The following is a 4,124-nucleotide window of genomic DNA, read 5'->3' on the forward strand; positions in this document are numbered from 1 at the left end:
CCCCAGCCTCATGCTCCTTCAATACCGCGATAATCTGCTCTTCCGTGAACCTTGCTCGCTTCATCTGTCCGTCCTTCTTCGGGCCGGACTCTAACTCCTTCTGGAGGAAATACGCAGTGGCAGGTCAATCAGATCTCGGTTACAGCTACTTATCGAATTGAGCGGGGTGGCACTCCGAGCATGAGCTGGGACAGATAAGGAATGTCGCGCACAGTCCAGCGAACCGCTAGCGCGACGGCAACAATCGTTGTCCCGAGAAATGCAGCCACGGCAGACCTCATTGTGGGGTCCCAAAGTTCTCCATACTGTATGGAATCCATGAGACGGAATACCGTACCCTGAATCAAGTACAGCACGAGCGTGCTCGGCCCCAGTTTTTCGGCGATAAAGCGGACCACCCGATTTGAGCGACCAATATTCCAGCATCGAAGCAGGACCTCAATCATTACCACTGAGGCAGCTGCGGAGCCGAGAAACATCAGAAGCACATTTTTTGCCGACTGCAAATCCTGGACCACAGCGAGATTGTTGTAGACATAAGTGTCGGTGCGCCAGGCCAGAAAGCACATCATAGCCGCTATTGAGGCAGACATAATCAAGAACACCCTGTGAGAGCGCATTATGCTCGTCCACCGTTCTCTCGACTGCGCAAATAAGAATCCCAGGCAAAAAAACGGGTACATATACTTTATAAGAGGGAATATGGAAAAAGTCAGAGGCGCAAGCACGACCAGAATGACGGATACGAACAAGGCCCAGGGCAACCAACGATTGAAGATCGAAATAGTTTTAGTGAGGATGAAACAAATGAACGCGGCCCATACGAACCAGTATGTGCCGACAAACTCATTCAGGAACTGCAAAACGGTGTCTGGTGCGCCCGCCGATCGGGGAAACACGGCAAACTTTAATGACTCCAGAAGAGAGCACCAAAACAGCATCGGCACCAGGAGCTGCGTCGCACGACTGCCGATAGCTTGCGTGAACGACTTTGCCAGTAGCGCTCGGCAAGAAAGATAACCGCTTATCGCCATAAAGAGGGGCATGTGGAACATGTAGATCCATTTGAAGCATGCCGAATCCCAAAATCCTTCATTTTGGTAGAGGATATATTGGATCAGGTGACCGGCGATCACTAAAATGATGAGCACTCCTTTGGTGAAGTCCAAAGCGAGATCGCGATCGTGCGCTATCTCAGGCACAACCTTTCCTGTTACATGATCTATCAACATCTCGGCACACTTTATCCAACCAGCCGAATACATGCTGGGGTTGGCCAGCACCTATTGTTAATGGCACGTCGCTGTTGCGTAGTCTCTTTGCATGGAAATCGAGATATCCGATGACAGCGGAGACAATTGTCACCGAGGGTCTACGCTCCAATAGCTGACTGTGCGATAAAGACCGAAAGGAAGGGGGAAACGAGCTATACGATGGTTTATCGATTTTTGTCGCACCAAGCTCGCTTTCATCGGCTTCCCGGGTCCAGCGGGCACTTGCACTCTGCTCCCGAGCGGACCCGGTGTTTGCGGCGCGAGGAGACTTTGCATAGCGGCGCAATAACTGAACTGCGCATGAAGGCTTAAGCTATGCAGGTTGCGAACTACCGCGCCCGCCGAGGAATTTGGGCACTTGTCCATCGCCAGCACGCGGCGCGGTGCTCCGTCGATCACGAATGCGTTCAATCCGTAGTAGCTGCGGTTTTCAAGACAAGAATTGGCGGACTACGTGAAAGGATCAGGGATGCAGAAAGCAGGTCCGGGCATGCACCAAATTCGTAGAATCCGTTGAGCTTGGCAGATTCTGCAAAGAGAAGGCAGGACGGCGGGACGGTTCAGGCCGTGCCCCTGCAACCGATCCATCGCCTGCCAATAGCCTCGCCAACATAGAACGCCTTACGCGAGCTGCCCCGCCGAAAGTCCGATTGCAGCCCTGCTGCCTCTTCAGCCACGTTCAGGATAAATGCGTACGCGCTGGCGGCCGCCTTCGCTTTCCACCAATTCGCCCTTGTAAGGCACTCCGCGGATCTCGAAATAAGTCGGGCGCCCAACTTCGGGCATGATGCCCTGGCCTTCAAGGACGCGGATAAGGTAATCCGGCAGGAATCGCTCTCGGTGCTCCCATCCCCCGCGGATCAGATACCCAAGATCAACAGGCCCCTCACCGGATTGCGCGGCTGACACGATCGGCCGGGGACGATGGAGCGACTGAGACGGGCCAGGTTCATCCGGCTGGCTCACGCGGGGATGATGGATCAGGCGAACATCCCTGCGGCCTCCCGGTCCAAGCGTCGCCGAATAGCGCTCCCCATTGATCACAAACTGACTTGGCCCGAACTGGTTTGGCAGCAGATGGATATTGCCCAATACATCGATCAACACGTCTGAAGCCGTCTGGGAGCCGTGGCGCCAGCCGGTGCCAACGATCGCGCCAATATCCCGCACCTCCGGAGCCGCCCCCGGCGGTCCCGCGAACGACGAGGCGTCTGCAAATTCAGATGCTGGCGCAGAGCGCGCATCGTCGCGCAAGTTGTGAGGTGTGGGTGGATCCAGATCAACGAAGGAGTCCAGACCGCCGTAGATGTTTGACGATCGAGGCCTCACGGACGACGGCGATGCGGGGTCTTGCATCTGTTGCCCAAGCCAGGCCCAGGCTCCCTGGCCGAGGGTGGCCGGTGTAGCAGGAAGCTCGAGTGGCGGATGCGCATGCGCGGCCCAGTGCGGCGCTGGCTCTGGTGAGCTGGGTCCGTGGATCTGCTCGCCAAGCCAGTTCCAGGCTCCGGCGCTCGGCGTCGCCGGGGTTCCGGGAAGCTGCTGCGACGAACCGGCCTGCCAATGGCTGGGCGGCGGTGGCATCAATATGTTGGGCCCGGGGACCTGCTCGCGACGCCAATCCCAGGTTCCCGCGCTCGGGCTACCTGGCGTTGCGGGAGGATCCTGCACTGCATGCGGCTGTCGAGCAGCTTCCCGAGAAGTCTGGCCCGGATCCTCAGGAGGCCTCAATCCAAGCGCCCTATTCGCCTCCAGGATCTGCTGGTATCGGCCAAGTTTGACCAGATCAGCGTTGATCTTCTTATCGTTGGTTTCGAGCCTGTACTCCTCGAGATCCCGGACAAACGCGGGGGCGGAAAGTCGGCCGGCCATTGGTGGCCTGTCATGGGTCTGCAGCCACTCACTCAGCTTAGACATGCGGCGAGCTTGCCTGTCGATTGTCGCCGGCTCGATCCTGTGTGTCGCCTTTTCCGCCGCCACCCACATGCCGATGAGGGTTGCGTCCGCTCCGTGAGGAGCCAGTCGGCGGAGATCAGGCGCCAGGGCGTTTCCGGCACCTACCTCACGGAGCTTCTTCAAGGCCGCCTTGATGCGCGTGACGCGGTCCTTTGCATAGGTGTCGACGTCCTCATCGAGCTCAGCTTCCAGCTGGTGGTTTTCCACCTCGGGATTGTCCTGCTGCGCGTTATCCAATTCCCGGCTAATTCGATCCGCAATTGAGGGCCTGCCGGCCGTGCTCAAGCGCGCGCTCAAATGGCGCAAATCGGTTGCTGCATTCTTGATCGTGCCGTCGGTGAGTTTACCCGCCGCCTTGTTTCGGAAATCTCTAATGAGCTCCTCATCGGCCGCAGAGACCCCGCGCGTCCGGCCCGGCTGCCTCGCATAATCAATTCGTAAATTCGTCGAAAAGAGGTCAGATTGCCCCGCCTCGCGCGACGACTTTTCGCTGCCACTCCGGCCAAGCGCCTTGCCGATTCCCGACTTGAAGCGTGACCATAATCCGCGGCTTTTTCCGCTCTTGGCCGACGCGGCAGACTCTGGGTCCGGAAAGCTGTAGCGTGCGCTGCTGAACAGATCATCTCGCAAACCAGACTGCGGCACTTGCGTCGAAGCGGGAAGCTGAAAGCTGAGAATGTCTACGCTCCGGCGCGTGTCGCCGAGCGCACCCTCCCTAAAAGCGGAGTGCGGCGGCGCCCGCATCGAACCGCCGAAATCGTCCCGCCGGACTGCTCGACCACCTCCTGCGGGAGGCCGATCAGGCGAAGGTGACTTGCTTTGATCACCGAGATGCAAATCCTCCATCCGCTGCTCAAAGTCGCCTTGCTCGCTTGACTCTGTCTCTTATACACATCT

2 protein-coding genes are annotated in these 4,124 nt (G+C 57.9%); both read right to left on the bottom strand.

Translation table 11 applies throughout. The features are described 5' to 3' along the window. Nucleotides 1-149 precede the first annotated feature (149 nt). Nucleotides 150-1,232, bottom strand: coding sequence for a nodulation factor fucose acetyltransferase NolL (gene nolL, locus I6F36_RS38295; protein WP_225141994.1), 1,083 nt, complete (start codon nucleotides 1,230-1,232; stop codon nucleotides 150-152). A gap of 711 nt (nucleotides 1,233-1,943) precedes the next feature. Further along, nucleotides 1,944-4,073 carry a hypothetical protein gene (locus I6F36_RS38300; protein WP_225173232.1) on the bottom strand — a complete coding sequence of 710 codons (2,130 nt, stop codon included), beginning with the start codon at nucleotides 4,071-4,073 and terminating at the stop codon, nucleotides 1,944-1,946. Nucleotides 4,074-4,124 lie beyond the last annotated feature (51 nt).

It is taken from the genome of Bradyrhizobium sp. BRP19 (genome assembly GCF_020194195.1).
Lineage (GTDB): Bacteria > Pseudomonadota > Alphaproteobacteria > Rhizobiales > Xanthobacteraceae > Bradyrhizobium > Bradyrhizobium yuanmingense.